General features: G+C 75.5%; 16 protein-coding genes. 11 read left to right on the top strand and 5 right to left on the bottom strand.

Annotated elements, in window-relative coordinates:
• The first annotated feature begins 29 nt into the window (after positions 1-29).
• From JIG38_RS08040 to JIG38_RS08020, 5 genes are read left to right on the top strand one after another with little or no spacing between them, the layout of a single operon-like run.
• On the top strand, positions 30-1,424 hold the full coding sequence (locus tag JIG38_RS08040; protein WP_199423239.1) for a NosD domain-containing protein: 1,395 nt from the start codon (positions 30-32) through the stop codon (positions 1,422-1,424).
• 37 nt (positions 1,425-1,461) lie between these two features.
• Positions 1,462-2,508 (top strand): LacI family DNA-binding transcriptional regulator, encoded by a 1,047-nt coding sequence (locus JIG38_RS08035; RefSeq protein WP_199423330.1) that lies wholly within the window; start codon positions 1,462-1,464, stop codon positions 2,506-2,508.
• Positions 2,509-2,531: 23 nt separating this feature from the next.
• On the top strand, positions 2,532-3,803 hold the full coding sequence (locus JIG38_RS08030; RefSeq protein WP_199423238.1) for a glycoside hydrolase family 32 protein: 1,272 nt from the start codon (positions 2,532-2,534) through the stop codon (positions 3,801-3,803).
• Positions 3,803-4,153, top strand: coding sequence for a Dabb family protein (locus JIG38_RS08025; RefSeq protein WP_199423237.1), 351 nt, complete (start codon positions 3,803-3,805; stop codon positions 4,151-4,153). The genes JIG38_RS08030 and JIG38_RS08025 overlap by 1 nt, the downstream gene beginning before the upstream one ends.
• Before the next feature lie 7 nt (positions 4,154-4,160).
• Entirely contained in the window at positions 4,161-5,183 is a 1,023-nt protein-coding gene (locus tag JIG38_RS08020; RefSeq protein ID WP_199423236.1) for an LLM class flavin-dependent oxidoreductase, read from the top strand.
• Between the two features lie 27 nt (positions 5,184-5,210).
• Here the strand turns inward: JIG38_RS08020 and JIG38_RS08015 are convergent, their stop codons facing one another.
• Positions 5,211-6,449, bottom strand: coding sequence for a BaiN/RdsA family NAD(P)/FAD-dependent oxidoreductase (locus JIG38_RS08015; protein WP_307844686.1), 1,239 nt, complete (start codon positions 6,447-6,449; stop codon positions 5,211-5,213).
• A 133-nt stretch (positions 6,450-6,582) separates the two neighbouring features.
• Here JIG38_RS08015 and JIG38_RS08010 point away from each other — a divergent pair, with 133 nt between their 5' ends.
• Both JIG38_RS08010 and JIG38_RS08005 read left to right on the top strand, forming a co-directional pair.
• Positions 6,583-7,029: a ScoMcrA-related endonuclease gene (locus JIG38_RS08010; RefSeq protein WP_199423235.1), complete on the top strand. Its 447-nt coding sequence runs from the start codon at positions 6,583-6,585 to the stop codon at positions 7,027-7,029.
• A gap of 175 nt (positions 7,030-7,204) precedes the next feature.
• Positions 7,205-9,511 (top strand): exo-beta-d-1,3/1,6-glucosidase, encoded by a 2,307-nt coding sequence (locus tag JIG38_RS08005; RefSeq protein WP_307844685.1) that lies wholly within the window; start codon positions 7,205-7,207, stop codon positions 9,509-9,511.
• A 111-nt stretch (positions 9,512-9,622) separates the two neighbouring features.
• Here the strand turns inward: JIG38_RS08005 and JIG38_RS08000 are convergent, their stop codons facing one another.
• A complete protein-coding gene (locus tag JIG38_RS08000) occupies positions 9,623-10,015 on the bottom strand; it encodes a hypothetical protein (protein WP_199423234.1) in 393 nt (130 codons plus the stop codon).
• Between the two features lie 192 nt (positions 10,016-10,207).
• On the opposite strand from JIG38_RS08000, the gene JIG38_RS07995 reads away from it, so the two are divergent.
• Complete coding sequence (locus JIG38_RS07995) at positions 10,208-10,390, top strand: hypothetical protein (RefSeq protein ID WP_199423233.1); 183 nt, start codon at positions 10,208-10,210, stop codon at positions 10,388-10,390.
• Positions 10,387-11,199, top strand: a complete 813-nt coding sequence (locus tag JIG38_RS07990) for a hypothetical protein (protein WP_199423232.1) — start codon at positions 10,387-10,389, stop codon at positions 11,197-11,199. Before JIG38_RS07995 ends, JIG38_RS07990 begins: the two co-directional genes overlap by 4 nt.
• Positions 11,200-11,202: 3 nt before the next feature.
• On the opposite strand, the gene JIG38_RS07985 is transcribed toward JIG38_RS07990, so the two are convergent.
• From JIG38_RS07985 to JIG38_RS07975, 3 genes are all read right to left on the bottom strand, one after another.
• The gene (locus JIG38_RS07985; RefSeq protein WP_199423231.1) at positions 11,203-11,748 is read right to left on the bottom strand and encodes a hypothetical protein; all 546 of its coding nucleotides are present in this window, start codon (positions 11,746-11,748) and stop codon (positions 11,203-11,205) included.
• 98 nt (positions 11,749-11,846) lie between these two features.
• Positions 11,847-13,175, bottom strand: coding sequence for a sensor histidine kinase (locus tag JIG38_RS07980; RefSeq protein WP_199423230.1), 1,329 nt, complete (start codon positions 13,173-13,175; stop codon positions 11,847-11,849).
• Complete coding sequence (locus JIG38_RS07975) at positions 13,172-13,864, bottom strand: response regulator transcription factor (RefSeq protein ID WP_199423229.1); 693 nt, start codon at positions 13,862-13,864, stop codon at positions 13,172-13,174. Before JIG38_RS07975 ends, JIG38_RS07980 begins: the two co-directional genes overlap by 4 nt.
• Positions 13,865-13,975: 111 nt before the next feature.
• Here JIG38_RS07975 and JIG38_RS07970 point away from each other — a divergent pair, with 111 nt between their 5' ends.
• Entirely contained in the window at positions 13,976-14,515 is a 540-nt protein-coding gene (locus JIG38_RS07970; RefSeq protein ID WP_199423228.1) for a hypothetical protein, read from the top strand.
• Between the two features lie 99 nt (positions 14,516-14,614).
• The gene (locus tag JIG38_RS20970) at positions 14,615-15,880 is read left to right on the top strand and encodes a glycoside hydrolase family 26 protein (protein WP_199423227.1); all 1,266 of its coding nucleotides are present in this window, start codon (positions 14,615-14,617) and stop codon (positions 15,878-15,880) included.
• The last annotated feature ends 4 nt before the right edge of the window (positions 15,881-15,884 follow it).

The following is a 15,884-nucleotide window of genomic DNA, read 5'->3' as shown; positions in this document are numbered from 1 at the left end:
GCCGCCCCGCACACGCCGAAGGGCGGCAGATGACCACCAGCACCCGCTACGACGTCACGACCTGGCCCGTCGGGGACCCCTACGAGGACGTCGGCGAGGTGATCAACAGCATCATCGCCGACATCAGGAGCACCCAGGCGGCCGCCGACGTCGCGGACGGCGGGCGACCCGGGGCGGTGATCTCCCTCCCGCCCGGCGACTTCCGCCTCCGGACGCAGGTGCTCGTCGACGTCAGCCACCTCCGGATCGAGGGGTCGGGGCACGGGTTCGCGTCGTCGAGCATCCGGTTCAACGTGCCCGAGAGCGAGTGGCCCGACCTCCACGAGCTCTGGCCGGGAGGCAGTCGCGTCCTCGTCGACATCCCGCTGCGGGACGGCGCTGCCGAGAGCGAGGGTGCCGCGTTCTACGTCGAGCGCGCGGGAAGCCCGCGGATCAGCTCCGTCGAGTTCGCGAACTTCTGCATCGACGGGCTGCACTTCGAGCCGGACGGCTCGGGGAGGCACCCGGAGAACACCTACGTGAACGGCAAGACGGGGATCTACGTCGCGAGCGCCAACGACTCGTTCCGGGTCACCGGGATGGGCCTCGTCTACCTGGAGCACGGTCTGACCGTCCACCATGCCGACGCGCTCTCCGTGCACGACAACTTCATCGCCGAGTGCGGCAGCTGCGTCGAGCTGCGGGGGTGGGGCCAGGCGTCCAAGATCACCGACAACCTCATCGGCGCGGGCTTCACGGGACGCTCGATCTCCGCGGAGAACCACGGCGGGTTGCTCATCACCGCGAACAACGTGTTCCCGCGAGGCAGCAGCAGCGTCGAGCTCTCCGGCGTCACGCGGTCCAGCGTCACCAACAACCGGCTGCACTCGTTCTACCCGGGGATGGTGGTGCTCGCGTCGGGCTGCTCGGAGAACCTGGTGGCGTCGAACCACTTCCTGCGCGACCACGAGCCGTGGGCGCCGTTCGAGGGCGTGGACAACGGCAGGGACGACTCGTACGGGCTGCTGCGGGTCACCGGCGACGACAACTCCGTCATCGGCAACCACTTCTCGGAGGTCGTCGACTCCCGGAGGCTCAACCCCGCGGGGCAGGCGCCGGTGATCGTGCGCCTCGTCTCGGGGAGCGGCAACTACGTCGCGACCAACCACGTGGTGGCGCTGGACGTGCGTGCCGGGACGAGCGGCTCCGCCTACTCGGCGCAGGTGGACGCCCTGCTGTCGACCTCGGCCTCGGGGCGCCTCGCCGTCACCACGGTCCTGGTCGACGCGACGTCCGTCGGCAACACGGTGCTCGACTCGGGCGACGAGGCGCAGGTGGCCATGGACACGGGCGTCAACGCCTTCCGGGCCACACCCTCGATCCCGGCCCGGCCGGCACCGACCATCCCGGCGCCACCCGGGTCCCCGCACCCGTCCGCAGGCTAGGTTCCAGACGTCAGCAAGCGCAGAAGGAGACAGCGTGGTGTCCAGGGTGGGCCTCAAGGACGTGGCTGAGGCGGCCGGCGTCTCGATCACGACCGTCTCGCACGTGCTCAACGAGACGCCCCACGTCCGCGTCAGCCCTCAGACCCGGCAGCGCGTGCAGGACGTCGCCGCGCGGCTCAACTACCGGCCCAACCGCATGGCCCGGGGTCTGCGGACGCGGTCCTCCGGCATGATCGGCCTGCTGACCGAGGAGATCGCGACGACCCCGCACGCCGGGCGCATCATCCTGGGCGCCCAGGAGGCCGCGAGCCGCCACAACCTCACGCTGGCGATCATCAACTCGGCGCTCATGGCCGACGCCGACGAGCGACGCGAGGACGTCAACGCCCTCCTCGACCGTCATGTGGACGGCATCATCTACGCCACCGTCTACCACGACGTCGTGTCGCCGCCCGCGGAGCTCCGCTCCGTCCCCGCCGTCCTCATCGGCGCCCGCGACCGCGCGGGGCAGGTGCCGTCGGTCGTCCCGGACGAGCAGCAGGGCGCGCACGACGCCGTCCTGGCGCTGGCCGCGGCGGGGCACCGCAGGATCGCCTTCGCCGGGAACTCCGACGACGTGCCGGCCACGCGCGGGCGCCGCGTCGGGTACCTGACCGGGATGGCGGCCGCAGGACTGACCGTCGACCCGGACCTCATCGCGGACGCCGAGTCCGAGCCGCTCGGGGGGCACGAGTCCGCCAGCCGGCTGCTCGCTGCCGCGGAACCGCCCACCGCGATCTTCTGCTACAACGACCGGATGGCCATGGGGGTCTACCGAGCCCTCAACGACCGCGGGCTGCGCATCCCCGAGGACCTGTCCGTCATCGGGTTCGACGACCAGCAGCCCATCGCCAGCGGCCTCTTCCCCGGGCTGACCACCGTCGCCCTGCCCCACTACGAGATGGGGGCCTGGGCGGTGGAGAGCCTCGCCGCACAGCTGGCGGGGACGCCGACGGACGGCGGCAGCCAGCCCCTGCGCCTGCCCTGCCCGCTGGTGACCCGCTCGTCGGTCGCCCCGGTCCGCACCGGGCCGCCGAGCCCGTGACGCACGAGAAGGCACCCACCACCATGACCACCGACGTCGGCAGGCCTCACCTGCACTTCACCACCCAGGCGGGCTGGATCAACGATCCCCTGGGCCTCACGTTCCACGACGGCCGCTACCACCTGTTCTTCCAGTTCGTGCCCGGCCAGACCGAGTGGGGACCGGAGCAGCACTGGGGCCACGCCACGAGCGAGGACCTCCTGCACTGGACCGAGGGACCCGTCGCGCTCTCGCCGGGCGACGGCGACGGCGGCGTCTGGTCGGGGAGCGTCGCGGTGCCCGAGGGACAGCCCGCTGCTCTCTTCTACACGAGCGTCGACCTGGACGACGTCCAGGTCGGGAGGGTCAGGGTGGCGCGCCCCACCGATGACGCCTGGACGGGGTGGGTGAAGAAGGACGTGGTCGCCGAGCTGCCGGCCGACCTGGACGCGGTGGCCTACCGGGACCCGTACGTGTTCCACGACGGCGCGTGCTGGCGCATGCTCCTGGGTGCGGGGTTCACGGACGGGACGGCGGCCGCGCTGACCTACCGGTCGGACGACCTCGAGGTGTGGTCGTACGACGGACTCCTGGCCACCCGGCACCGCGACGAGACCGAGCCGGTGTGGACGGGCGCCGTGTGGGAGTGCCCGCAGATGGTCCGGCTCGGCGACCGATGGGTGCTCACTGTCTCCGTGTGGGAGCCGTTCGAGCCGCACTACGAGGCCTACGCCGTCGGGGACCTGGTCGACGGGCGGTTCACCGCCGAGTCGTGGCACCGGCTCACCTTCGGACCGTCGTACTACGCGGGCGCCGCGTACACGGACGCCGCCGGTGCACCCGGCCTCGTCTACTGGCTCCGCGGCATCGACGACCCCGCGGGGCGCTGGGCCAGCGCCCACTCCGTCCCGCACGCCCTGCGGCTCGAGGGCGGTCGCGTGACCGCCGCTCCGCACCCTCAGGTCGCGCTGGCGCGTCAGGGTGACGCCTCGACCATCAGGGACGACGCCGCCCGCGTGGACGTGCACAGCGACGTGGTCCTGCGTCTGGACGACCCCGCCGCGCACGCCTCGCTCATCCTCGGCGACGCCGCGCTGGCCCTGCACGTGGCGTCCGGCGACGTGACCGCGACGACCGACGCCGGGAGCTGGACGATGCCGGTCGACGGCACGTCCCTGCGCATCCTGCTCGACGGCCCCGTGGTCGAGATCTTCACGGCCGGCGGGACGATGGCGGTCCCGATCCCCTGCGTCGGCCCCACGCTGGAGGCCCGCGTCGCGGGAGGCGCTTCCGCCGACGTCTGGAGCCTGCGCTGATGGGCCCGCAGATCATCCACGTCGTCCTGCTGCGGTGGGCGGCGACCGCGGCGCCCGACGCGGTCGAGCAGCTCGACGCGGCCGCGCGCACCGTGCGGGAGTCCGTCCCCGGGGTGGTCGAGATCAGCCACGGGCCGAGCGTGAGCACGGAGCACCTGGAGCGCGGCTACGACTACGGGCTGTACGTCCGCTTCACCGACGCCGCGGCACGTGACGCGTACCTCCCGCACCCCGCGCACCGGCCGCTCGCGGACCTCATCACGACGCACGCGGACACGGTCCTCGTCTTCGACCTGGCCGGCCCTCCGACGGCGCCCGACGCGGGAATGCCCGAGGTCGTGGGGCGTTGACGCAGGCGTGAAGACGATCGGGTTCCTCAGCTTCGGCCACTGGACGGACTCGCCGCACTCCGCGGTGCGCTCGGCGTCGGACGCGCTGCTGCAGTCCGTCGAGCTCGCCGTGGCGGCGGAGGAGCTCGGCGCCGACGGCGCGTACGTCCGGGTTCACCACTTCGCCCGGCAGCTCGCCTCGCCGTTCCCGCTGCTCGCGGCGATCGGCGCCCGGACCAGCCGCATCGAGATCGGCACGGGCGTGATCGACATGCGCTACGAGAACCCCCTGTACATGGCCGAGGACGCCGGCGCGGCCGACCTCATCGCGGGCGGCCGGCTCCAGCTCGGCATCAGCCGCGGGTCGCCGGAGCAGGTGATCGACGGCTGGCGGTACTTCGGCTACGCGCCGGCCGAGGGCGAGGACCAGGCCGCCATGGCGCGCCGGCACACCGAGGTGTTCCTCGACGTGCTCGAGGGCGAGGGCTTCGCGCGGCCGAACCCGCGTCCGATGTTCCCCAACCCGCCGGGGCTCCTGCGCGTCGAGCCGCACTCGCCCGGGCTGCGCGACCGCATCTGGTGGGGCGCCGCCTCGGACGCCACCGCCCGGTGGACTGCCGAGAAGGGCATGCACCTCATGAGCTCGACGCTCAAGGCGGACGAGTCCGGCGAGCCGTTCCACGTCCAGCAGCGCAAGCAGATCGAGGTGTTCCGGGACGCGTGGCGCGAGGCGGGCCACGCCCGCGAGCCGCGCGTCTCGGTGAGCCGCTCCATCATGCCGATCACGACCGACGTCGACCGCATGTACTTCGGCCGCGAGGGCACCGGCTCCGACCAGTTCGGCCAGATCGAGCCGAACCTGCGCGCCGTGTTCGGCAAGACCTACGCGGCGGAGCCGGACGTGCTCGTCCGGCAGCTCGCCGAGGACGAGGCGATCGCCGCGGCGGACACCCTGCTGCTCACCGTGCCCAACCAGCTCGGCGTCGACTACAACGCCCACCTGCTCGAGTCGCTGCTCACCCACGTCGCGCCGGGGCTCGGCTGGCGCTGAGGGCCGGCGACGCCCGGCGGGGCACGGTCAGCCGCGCGTGTCGCGCGCGAGCCACCCGAGCGCGCCCTGCGCAGCGACGAAGCCCGTCGCGAACGACGCCTGGAGCAGGTAGCCGCCCGTCGGCGCCTCCCAGTCGAGCATCTCGCCCGCGACGAACGTGCCCGGCAGGCGGCGGAGCATGAGGTGCTCGTCGACCTCGGACCACTCGACGCCCCCGGCGGTCGAGATCGCCCGGTCGATCGGCATGGTCGCCGTGACGACCACGGGCACGGCCTTGGCGAGGGCGGCGAGCGCCTCCGGGGCGTCGGGCAGCGCGCCGCCGGTCGCCTCGCGCAGGAGCGCGACGGCGACCGGGTCGAGCCCGAGCGCGCGGCGCAGCCACGTCGACGCCGACTCCTTCGGCCGCCGCCGGGCGAGCCGCGCCGCGAGCTGGTCGGCGCCCTGGTCGGGCCGCAGGTCGACCTCGAGCACGCACCGGCCGTCCGCGTCGAGCGCGGCGCGGATCGCGGCGCCGAGCGCGTAGACGGGGCCGCCCTCGATCCCGGTGCGCGTGACCATGGCGTCGCCGCGCACGACGGCGACCGACCGCCCGGGCCCTCCCGGGACCGTGAGGCGCACGTGCTTGAGCGGGCTCCCGGCGAAGCGGTCGGCGTACCCGACGGACCAGGTCACGCACATCCCGACGTTCGCCGGACGCAGCGGCGTCACAGCGATCCCGCGCTCGGCGAGGGTGCCGACCCAGCCGCCGTCGGACCCGAGGCGGGGCCACGACGCACCCCCGAGCGCGAGGACCGTCACGTCGGGGCGGACCTCCTCGACGGCGCCGTCGGCGGTCGTCACGCGGAGCGCGCCGTCCGGCGCCCACCCGGTCCACGTGCGACGGCGCTCGATGCGCACGCCGAGGTCGCCGAGCCGCGCGAGCCACGCGCGCACCAACGGCGTGGCGCGGAAGGACCGCGGGAAGACGCGCCCGCTCGTCCCGACGAACGTCTCCTCGCCGAGCCCCGCGCACCACGCGCGGAGGTCGTCCGGGCCGAACGCGTCGAGCGCCGGCGCGAGGCGGTCGGCCGCCTCGCCGTACCGCGGCAGGAAGCGCTCGCGGCCCTCCGAGTGCGTGAGGTTGAGCCCGCCGTGGCCGGCGAGCAGGAGCTTGCGCGCGGGCGACGGCATGCGGTCGTACACCGTGACCGCGACGCCCGTCGACGCGAGCCGCTCGGCCGCCATGAGCCCCGCCGGGCCCCCGCCGACGACGACGGCCGTGCTCACCGGACCGCCGCGGACGGCGCCGCCGCAGGTCGCGGCGTCGGTGCGGCCGCGGGACTCGGGATCACCCCGCGAACGTAGCCGAGGCCGCCGACCCGTCGCCGCCCGCCCCGCGCGCGGTGGTTAGGCTCGTGGCGTGGCCACCTTCTCCTCCGTCACGCGGACCCACGTCCTCCAGGCGATCGCCGAGTACGACTCGCGTGGTGGCGAGGACTTCCTCGCGCTCTACGGGTTCGGGCCCTCACGCGACTACGTCCTCGTGCACGAGGGGCGCAGCTACGACTCGAAGGCCGTGCTCGGAGTCGCGCACAAGTACGCGACCGGACGGCTGGCGACGTCGGACGAGTTCAGCGGAGGCATGACGCACGCGGTCGCGATCCTGCGCAAGCGCGGCTTCGAGGTGACCGGCCCGCCGACGGCGGCTCCGCGCGTCGCGGCGCCGCGCACCCGCACCCCGCGCGTGACCGCCCCGCGGCCGGCGACGCCGTCGCGCGCCGCCGCCGCGCGCGAGGCGACCGTCGCCATCTGCCCCACGTGCTCGACCGCGCTGCCCGCGACGGGCGTCTGCGACTACTGCGGCTGACCCTCCCGAGCGGCGCCGCGCTGGCCCGTCCCGAGGTGCTCACCCGGACGGCTACTGGCACGTGTCACCGCTCGCGTACTAACTTACTGACCGACCGGTAGGCATTCGACGTCGACCCCCCTCGTCCCGCCGGTCCGAGCACCGCCGTGACGGCGCCGTCGCGAGAGGACCGACCGTGAGCACACCCGTGCAGACCGCCCCCTACCTCGACCCCAGCCTGCCGGTGGCGCGGCGGGTCGAGGACCTCCTGGCGCGCATGACGCTGCCCGAGAAGGTCGGCCAGATGCTCCAGCTCGACGCGCGCGAGGGCGTCGACGCGCTCGTGACGGACCTGCACGTCGGCTCGATCCTGCACGCCTCCCCCGAGCGCGTGCTGCGCGCGCACGAGCTCACCGGGCGCACGCGCCTGCGCATCCCCCTGCTCGTCGCCGAGGACTGCATCCACGGCCACTCGTTCTGGCAGGGCGCGACGATCTTCCCGACCCAGCTCGGCATGGCCGCGTCGTGGGACGCCTCCCTGCTCGAGGAGGCGGCGCGCGTCACGGCGCACGAGGCCGCCGCCACCGGCATCCACTGGACCTTCTCGCCCGTCCTGTGCATCACGCGGGACCTGCGGTGGGGGCGCGTCGACGAGACGTTCGGCGAGGACCCGCTGCTCATCGGGGAGCTCGCGTCGGCGATGGTGCGCGGCTACCAGGGCGACGGCCTCGCCGACCCGACGGCGATCCTCGCCACCGCGAAGCACTTCGCGGGCTACTCGGAGACGCAGGGCGGGCGCGACGCGTCCGAGGCGGACATCTCCCGCCGCAAGCTCCGCTCGTGGTTCCTGCCGCCGTTCGAGCGCGTCGCCCGCGAGGGGTGCCGGACGTTCATGCTCGGCTACCAGACCACGGACGGCGTGCCCATCACGATCAACGAGTGGCTGCTCACCGACGTGCTGCGCGGCGAGTGGGGCTACACCGGGACCCTCGTGACCGACTGGGACAACGTCGGCCGCATGGTGTGGGAGCAGAAGATCATGCCCGACCAGGTCCACGCCGCGGCGGCCGCCGTGCGCGCCGGCAACGACATGATCATGACGACACCGCAGTTCTTCGAGGGCGCGCTCGAGGCCGTCGAGCGCGGCATGCTCACCGAGGCCGAGGTCGACGCCGCCGTCGGACGCATCCTCACCCTCAAGCTGGAGCTCGGGCTGTTCGAGGACCCGCGGCGTCCCGACCCGGGGCGCATCGCGGCGCTCGTGGGCAGCGCCGAGCACGCCGAGGTCAACCTGCGCGTCGCGCGGCGCTCGCTCGTCCTGCTGCGCAACGACGGCACGCTGCCGCTCGCGGGCGGGCACACCCCGGGCGCGGCGCCCGACGGCGACGGGCGCGCGGTGATCGAGGGCGCGCGGCGGGTCGCCGTCGTCGGGCCGCTCGCGGACGACGCGCAGACTCAGCTCGGCGACTGGGCGGGGAGCTCGGGCCAGGCCGACTGGCTGCCCGAGGGCCACCCCCGCGACATGATCACCACGGTGCTCGACGGCCTGCGCGGGCACGTGCCGGCGGGCTGGACCGTGACCCACGCGCGCGGCGCCGACATCCTCACCGAGGAGCCGGACCCGCGCGGCGAGTTCTTCCCCGACGGCCAGCCTCGCCCGCACGTGGTCGTGCCGTGCGCCCCGGACGAGGCGCTCGTCGCCGAGGCCGTCGCCGCGGCGCGGGACGCCGACGTCGTCGTCGCCGTCGTGGGCGACCGCATCGAGCTGGTGGGCGAGGGGCGCTCGACCGCGACGCTCGAGCTGGTCGGCGGCCAGGTCGCGCTGCTCGACGCGCTCGCCGCGACGGGCACGCCGATGGTGGTCGTCCTGCTCGCGTCCAAGCCGCTCGTGCTGCCGCCGTCGGCGCTCGGCGCGGCCGCGCTCCTCTGGGTCGCGAACCCCGGCATGCAGGGCGGGCGCGCGGTCGCCGAGGTGCTGCTGGGCCTCACGGAGCCGTCGGGACGACTGCCGGTCTCGTTCGCGCGGCACGTCGGCCAGCAGCCCACGTACTACAACCAGATCCGCGGCCAGCACGGCGACCGCTACGCCGACCTCACGCAGGAGCCGGCGTTCGCCTTCGGCCAGGGCCTGTCGTACACGACGGTCGAGTACGGGCCGGTCGAGCTCGTCGACGACGTCGTCCGCGTCGGCGACACGGTCACGGCGCGCGTCACCGTCACGAACACGGGCACGCGGCCGACGACCGAGACCGTCCAGGCGTACGTCAGCGACGTCGTCACCTCGGCGAGCTGGGCGGACCAGGAGCTCAAGGCGTTCACCCAGGTGACGCTCGCGCCGGGCGCGTCCGAGGTCGTCACGGTCGAGATCCCGGTGGCGGACCTGACGATCGTCGACGCGGCCGGGCGGCGCGTGGTCGAGCCGGGCGCGTTCGAGCTGCGGGTGGGCCGGTCCTCGCGCGCGGAGGACCTCACGCGCGTCCCGTTCACCGTCGCAACGGACTGACCGGGCACCTCCCGCACGGCCGAGAACGTCCTCCTGAGGCCAGAACGTCCTCGCCGGAGGACGTTCTCGCGCCAGGTGGACGTACTCGACGACCGTCAAGCCGCCGAGTCGCTACTTGAAGTAGAACCAGCCGCCCTGGCTCGCCGCGCGGTCGCTGCTGTCGGTGAGGACGTGGACGCGGTCCGGCTCGGGCCACCCCTGCGCCGCGAACGCGTCGACGACGACCTGACGCAGGCTGTGCAGCCACGCCGGGTCGACCGCCCTGGCCTTCGCAGGGTCCGAGGGGTCGGGGCCGATCGTGAACCACTCCGGCAGCTCCTCCAGGGGCCGGCCGCCGAGCATGATCCACACGACCAGATGAGCCGTGTGGAGGTCGACCGCGCCGTAGTGCCAGACGGAGTCCACGCGCACGCCGTCGTGCTCCCGGCCGATGAGGGCCTCGTGCGCGGCGCGGACGGCGGCGGCCGCACGGGCCACGTTCTCGGGCGAGCGGTACGGGTCCACGCGGCGATCCTCCCAGCCCCACGCGTCCGTCGGGCGCGGCGACGCCCAGGCCGCGCGCCTCGCCGAGGCTGCGTGACTGCGCGCGACGCCACGTCACGACGAACGACCGCCGCGCACTCTGGACACGCGCGGCCCGCTGCGACCACGCTGGGACGGTCGGTCATCGAGGATGCGGACCAGAGGGGGCGAGCGATGCAGCACGTGAGCGACGACCGGACCGAGCGCCCGGACGAGGGGCGGCCCGGCGACGGCAAGGACTGGTACCCGGACATCGTCGAACGACCCGACGGCGAGGGCTGGGGTCGACCCGCCCCCGACGATGACGAGGGCTCTGTCGAGCCCGAGGGCGGCGACGGGGGCGAGCGGACGTCGTGAGCCTGCGGCTGCGGTGGCCGTGGACCCACGAGCCCGAGGGTCCGCCGGCACCGCCGGGGGCAGACGGTCCGGCGGGGCTGCCCGACTGGGACCGGGCGGCGCGGCTCGCAGCCTTCGCCGAGTACGCGACGCAGGACTACGCGCTCTCGAGCGGCGCGGTCGAGCGGTACCGCACCGCCGCGACGTCGACGCAGACGGCGGCCGCGGCGCTGGGCGTCCTGTACACCGGCGCGCTCGCCCTCGTCTTCGGTGAGGACCAGGGCGGCCTGCCGGCGCGCGGGCTGCTGGCACCGGCGTTCCTCGCCGTGTCGCTCGCGGCGTCGACCTGGTACCTGTCGGGGTCGTCGCCCCGGTCCCTGGCGCTGCCCCGGCCGCCGGCGCTCGACGGGACCGACGTCGGGACCACCACGTTCGCGCAGCTCCGTGCGCACCGTCTCCGCGTGACGGCGCTGGTCTCGGTCCGGCTGTGGGCGTTGCGGGTGGGTGCCGGGGCGCTCGCCGTCGCGCTGTTCCTGGCGCCGGCGGCGTTCACGCAGACGCCCCGGGAGCAGACCCTGACCCCGTGGCCGTCCGTGCCGGCCGCGGCGGGTGACGCCGAGCTCGCGCTGTACGAGGCGCAGGTCGCCGAGATCGCGGACGTCCGGGCGAAGCAGCGCGCGGCGCGCGGCGAGTTCTGGACGCCGGCGGACTACGGCTGGGTCGCCGCGGCGGCCGGCGGGCTGGTCGCCCTGGGCGCGGTCGGCAGGCGCACGGCGCGCAAGAGCGCGCAGATCCTCGCGGACATCGAGGCGGCAGCCGCGCCGGCGTGAGGCTCAGTCGTCCGAGCCGCGCCCGCCGTCGTCGTCACCGTGGCGGTCGTCGTCGTCACGGTCGTCACCGTGGCGGTCGTCGTCACGGTCGTCGTCGTCACGGTCGTCGTCGTCACGGTCGTCGCTGTCGTCGGGCGCGTCGTTCACGTCGTCCGAGCCGCGCCCGCCACCCACGCGGCCGTCGCTGTCGTCGGGCGCGTCGTTCACGTCGTCCGAGCCGTGCCCGCCACCCACGCGGCCGTCGCTGTCGTCGGGCGCGTCGTTCACGTCGTCCGAGCCGTGCCCGCCGCCGACCCGGCCGTCGGAGTCGTCGACCGAGGGCCTCGGCGAGGGGACCGCCGACGGGCTCGTGACCGGGCTCGGCGTCACGCTCGGTGACGGGCTCGCGGACGGGCTGTCGTCCGGGGTCGCGCTCGGGCTCGGGGTGGAGACGGCCGGCACGGCGGTCGGCGTCGTGCCGTCCATGGTGCTCGCGACGGCGACGAGGCCGCCGCCCGTGAGCACGACGGCGCCGGCGGCGATGAGGGTCGAGCGGCTGGTCCAGCGCATGGGGGGTACCTCCTGATCGGGGACGCGTCCTCCGCGTCGTGGTGACCACCGTCGCTCCGGCCGCCTGAAGGCCGCGGCAAGCGCCCCCTAAGGAACGGTTAACGCGGGCCGGCACCGCCGCCGCGCACGGTCCCACCGCCCGGACCGGGACCGGGCAGCGTCATCGCGACCCGGGCCCCGCCGAGCCGCCCGCGGTCCACCGCGAGGGCGCCGCCCGCCGCCTCGGCCGTGCGCCGGGCGACGTCGAGGCCCAGGCCGGTCGACCCCGCACCGCTCGCCCCGCGCCCGGCCAGCGCCGCGGCGTCGAAGCCCGGGCCCGCGTCCTCGACGACGACGCGCACGGCGGCGTCGGGCGCGGCCTCGACGCGTACCGCGAGCGCGGCGCCGTCGGGCGTGTGGCTGAAGACGTTGTCGAGCAGCACGTCGAGCGCGGCGCCCAGCTCGTCGGGGGCGACGGCGACCGGGGCGGCGTCCGTCACGTCGACCTCCAGGTCCCGCCCCTGGTCGACCGCGAGCACGCCCCAGAAGGCGGCGCGCTCGCGCACCACGACGGCGGAATCGCAGCTGCCCGTGGCGCCCCGGTGCGCGGGGTGGCGCGCCGTCCACACCACGGCGTCGACGGCCTCGACGAGCTGCTCGACGTGGCCCGCCAAGCGCGCGCGGTCGTCGGGGTCGGGCAGGGAGTCGACGTCGAGCCGGAGCGCCGTGATGGGCGTGCGGAGCCGGTGGGACAGGTCGGCGACGAGCTCGCGCTCGGCGGTGAGCAGGCCGTCCACGCGCGCGCCGAGCCCGTTGAGCACCCGGCCGACGGACGCGACCTCGGGCGGCCCCGACGGCTCGACGCGCGCCGCGAGGTCGCCGGCCCCGAGGCGCTGCGCGACGGCGGACAGGTCGCTCACCGAACGTGCGAGGCGCAGGGCGATGCGGTCCCCCACGAGCGCCGCCGCCGTGAGCAGGACGACGCCGACCGCGGCGAGGACGAGCCACGCCTCGCGCACGCCCGCGGTGAGCTCCGCGTCGGGCACGACCGTGCGCACGACCGAGACCCCCGCGGCGTCGACCACGGGCAGGACGACCTCGACGCCGTCCGCGGCACGCGCCGTGAGGGCGGAGCCCGTCGCGGCGGCGAGCGCGACGGCGTCGGACGGGTCGGACGCCGCCGGCGGCGCCCCGACGGTGCTGCCGTCGGGCCGGAAGACCGTCGTGCGACGCTCGCCCGCGTTGACCCGCAGCAGCGCGGCCTCGAGCCTCGCGTCGTCGCCCGCGACCCCGCCCGCGAGGGCCGCGACGCCCTGCGCCTCCTGCCGCGCGGCCGAGACGGCGCGGTCCTCGGCGAGCGAGCGCGCGAGCAGGCCGAGCGGGACGAGGAACGCCACGAGCACGACCGACGTCATCGCGAGGCCGTACCGGACGAGGAGGCGTCTCACGGCCGGTCCGGCTCGGGCGGCGCGAGCTTCACCCCGACGCCGCGCACCGTGTGCAGGTAGCGCGGGCGGTCGGCGCTCTCGCCGAGCTTGCGGCGCAGCCAGCTGAGGTGGACGTCGACCGTCTTGTCGGCGCCCCCGTAGGGCTGCTTCCACACCTCGGCGAGCAGCTCCCGCTTGGTGACGACCTCGCCCGGGCGCTCGGCGAGGTGCTCGAGCAGGTCGAACTCCTTCGGGCTGAGCTCGAGCGGCCGGCCGTCGAGCAGCACCGTCCGCGCCCGGGCGTCGACGACGAGGCCCCCCACGTGCAGCGGCGCCGCGGGGCGCCGGGGATCGGCGCGGCGCAGGACCGCGCGGATCCGCGCGTCGAGCTGGTCCGCGGCGAACGGCTTGGTGAGGTAGTCGTCCGCGCCAGCGTCGAGCAGCTCGACGATCGCCGGGCCGTCGTCGCGCGCGCTCACGACGATGACGGGCACCGTGCTCACCGCGCGGATCATCGCGAGGAGCGCCGCGCCGTCGAGGTCCGGCAGGCCGAGGTCGAGCAGCACGACGTCGGGCCGGTGCTCGACGAGGCTCTGCAGGCCGCCGAGGGCGGTGGGCGCCGTCATGGTCGAGTGGTCGCGCGCCGTCAGGGCGCGCACGAGCGCGGTCCGGATCGTCGCGTCGTCCTCGATGATCAGCACGTCGGCCACGGATCGACGCTAGGGCATCGGCGCCCGCCGCCGAGCTCGGGACGGCCCCCGGACCGGACCTTGTCGTCCCCTTGGCGTCGCCTTGAGGTGGCCGTCCGGCACCATGCACCCATGGACGACGACGCGCGCACCGGGACACCGGCCACCCCCCGCGCCCTCCCGCGCGCCGCCGCCGTCGCGCTGTGGCTGCTCGCGGCCCTCGTGGCGGGCGGCGTCGCGTGGTGGGCGGTCGCCGCCGTCGGCGGGGAGAGCGGCGCCGACGGCCGCGTGCTCACGCAGCACGAGGTCGCCGCCGCCCTCGCCGAGGCGAGCGCCGCCCCGACGCAGCCGCCCGCGACTCCGACCCCGACCCCGTCGTCGACCCCCACCGCGTCGCCCACGCCCGGCTCGACGACGCCGCCGGCCACCGCTCCCGTGGTGCGGGTCTGGGACGTGAGCGGCGGCCAGGTCGCGGCGCAGTGCGACGGCTCCGCCATCGCGCTCGTCTACGCGACGCCCCTCGACGGCTGGACCGTCGAGGTCGACGGTGCGGGTCCCGATCAGGTCGACGTCGAGCTGCGGCAGGGGGAGCTCGAGACGAAGCTCCGCGCGACGTGCGTCGACGGCGTGCCCACGCAGACCGTCGAGTCGGACGACGACCACGACGACTGACACCCCATCTCACCCGGTGGCGACCTCACCGCGACCCCGCCCGCGGCCGATGGGTCCACAGGCCCGGCGGACGCCCGGTGCCGGGACGGAGGGCCGGACGTGCGCCGCGGGGCAGCTGCAGCAACCACCACCCGACGGACGACGGCGGTCCGTGCCGCGCTCGCGCTCGGCCTCGCGCTCGGGCTCGGCCTCGCCGCCGCCCCGCTCGCGGAGGCGGCCGTGACCCCCGCGGTGCCCGCGACCTCCACCCCGCTGCCCGCGGGCTGCGCGACGCGCCTCGGGCTCGGCGTGTTCACCCCGGGCCAGCCCAACTCGACCGTCGCGCTGACGGCGTTCGAGACGGCGCTCGGCCGGCGCGCCGACGTCGCCCTGACCTTCACGTCCTTCCGGTACCCGCTCAACGGGCCGGCGCTGCGGGCCGTCGCCGCCGAGGGGCGCCTCCCGCTCATCACGCTCGAGCCGTGGGACCCGACCGTCCCGACCGAGAACCGCTACTCGCTGCAGGCGATCGCCGCGGGCGAGCACGACGCGTACCTCCGCGCGCAGGCCGCGACGCTGCGCACGCTCGGGTACCCCGTGGTGCTCCGCTTCGCGCACGAGATGAACGGCAGCTGGTACCCGTGGGGGGCCGGCGTGCAGGGCAACACCCCCGCCGACTACGTCGCCGCGTACCGCCACGTGCACGACCTCATGACCGCCGAGGGCGTGACCACCGCGCAGTGGCTCTGGTCCCCCGCGACGCTCGACGGCCCGTCGATCGCCGACGTCGCGCCGTTCTACCCCGGGGACGCCTACGTCGACTGGGTCGGGCTGAGCGTCTACTTCGACCAGGCGTCGGACACGTGGGCGACGTCGGCCGCCCCGACCGTCCGACGCCTCGCCGACGTCGCCCCGGGCCGCCCGCTCTACGTCGCCGAGGCGGGCGTGCTGCCCGGCGCGGCCCGTCCGGCCATGATCGGCGACATGGTCGCCGGCCTCGCGGCGACGCCGCAGGCCATCGGCCTCACGTGGTTCGACGTCGCCTCGCGCCAGGACTGGCGGATCGCGGCCGAGCCCGCGTCGCTGGCCGCGCTGCGCGACGGGGTCGAGGCCGCGGACTCGAGCCCGACGACGTCGCTCGCGGCGATGCGGGCGGCCGGCGAGACCGGCCCCGCGACGCTCTGCTTCACGCGCGAGCGCCTCGGCGCCGCACCCGCGCTCCTCGCCGCGCCCGCGCCGTCTCCCGCCCCGGACGCGACGGCCCCCGCGACCGGCGGCGCCGCACCCGCGACCGGCGGCGCCGCGCCCGTGACCGACGCGCCGACGGCCGACCCCACCGCGCTGGAGACCGCCGCCACGCCGACGCCGGGGTCGCGGCACCGCTGAGGGA

The organism is Actinotalea solisilvae, from assembly GCF_016464425.1.
GTDB classification, from domain to species: domain Bacteria; phylum Actinomycetota; class Actinomycetes; order Actinomycetales; family Cellulomonadaceae; genus Actinotalea; species Actinotalea solisilvae.
Note: the sequence above shows the minus strand (reverse complement) of the source record. Positions and strands in the feature narration are given on the sequence as shown.

What these genes read in the sequence shown, in the direction of transcription:
- JIG38_RS07995 (WP_199423233.1), top strand. Translation starts at nt 10,208, where the DNA reads ATGCAGCACGTGAGCGACGACCGGACCGAGCGCCCGGACGAGGGGCGG.
- JIG38_RS08040 (WP_199423239.1), top strand. Translation starts at nt 30, where the DNA reads ATGACCACCAGCACCCGCTACGACGTCACGACCTGGCCCGTCGGGGAC.
- JIG38_RS07985 (WP_199423231.1), bottom strand. Translation starts at nt 11,748, where the DNA reads ATGCGCTGGACCAGCCGCTCGACCCTCATCGCCGCCGGCGCCGTCGTG.
- JIG38_RS08030 (WP_199423238.1), top strand. Translation starts at nt 2,532, where the DNA reads ATGACCACCGACGTCGGCAGGCCTCACCTGCACTTCACCACCCAGGCG.
- JIG38_RS08025 (WP_199423237.1), top strand. Translation starts at nt 3,803, where the DNA reads ATGGGCCCGCAGATCATCCACGTCGTCCTGCTGCGGTGGGCGGCGACC.
- JIG38_RS07970 (WP_199423228.1), top strand. Translation starts at nt 13,976, where the DNA reads ATGGACGACGACGCGCGCACCGGGACACCGGCCACCCCCCGCGCCCTC.